Source organism: Frankia sp. CcWB2 (assembly GCF_977927585.1).
On the sequence record NZ_CDWRCM010000245.1, the window covers coordinates 2,982 to 4,001 of the forward strand.

1 pseudogene is annotated in these 1,020 nt (G+C 66.9%); it reads right to left on the reverse strand.

Annotation, left to right across the window (positions count from 1 at the left end):
• A pseudogene (locus ACY45C_RS19460) lies at positions 1-331 on the reverse strand (XRE family transcriptional regulator); the annotation flags it as partial.
• Between the last annotated feature and the right edge of the window lie 689 nt (positions 332-1,020).

Genomic DNA, 1,020 nt, shown 5'->3' on the forward strand with positions numbered 1-1,020 from the left:
TGGGTGCGTTCCAGATGGCTTCGAACTGGTGGGCGTAGCTCTCGAAGAGGCCGGCGGAGCTGTGCCGCTTCAGGTGGAGCATGGGGTGCTGGAAGCCGTGCAGCTTGTACAGGTACGGCGTGACGAGCATCTGATCATCGAACCGGTAGAGCGCATTGTACAGCGGCACCCGGTGGAACCGCAGCTCGACCCCAGAATTAGACAGCAGGGACTCGAAGTGGCCGACGGTTGACCGGATGCGTCCCGGGAGCGTCCCGCCGAGGTTCTCCAGCTCGTCGCGGGCGGTGACCTCGGCGCACTCCGGGTCCGCCAGGGCGATGCGGACGCGCAAGCCTTGGGCGCACTTGTCGGCGAGGATGCGGGGCAGGTCGGGGTGCTGCTCGGGGAAGAACAGCCCATGAGGTCGATCGTCGTACCAGCACGGTCCAGCAGGCGTGACCAGAGCTGGGACGGTGCGTCAGCGCGGCGGACGTAGGCGGACACGATCTCGCTGGTCACGAGGGAGCCGGAGGCGCTGGCGGCGCTGGCTTCGGGCCAGAGTTCCTCTTCGGAGCGGCCGAGTGCGTCGGAGGCTTTCCACCGGTGCCGCGGGTGGGGAAGGCGGCCCTTCAACCAGCGATGCACGGTCTTGGGGTCCACGCCGACTGATCGCGCAAGGGTCTCGATCTCCATACCGCTCGATGCCATGGCCACCCGCAAGTGCTTGTTGGTTCCCTGGGCCGCCACTGTCACACCTTCCCGCCGGGGACGTTACGGACAGCATCATAGACGTCCTAAACGTCCCCGATCGACGGTAGGAACGTCCCGTCATCTGATCGACGCTCAACGTCACCGGAAGGTGCACGGCAGAGCAGGACGGATGGCGAGGGGAGCCACTGCCCATGAAGGCGGAAGAACCGGTCTACGGGCTCGTACGATTCGAGGGCGACGGCCAACGGGTGCGGGAGATCGTGTTGGCGTTCGAGACCGCGGGGGCGGCCGACCGGTACGCCCGTGAGGTCGGCTGGTCGGAGTACGGCG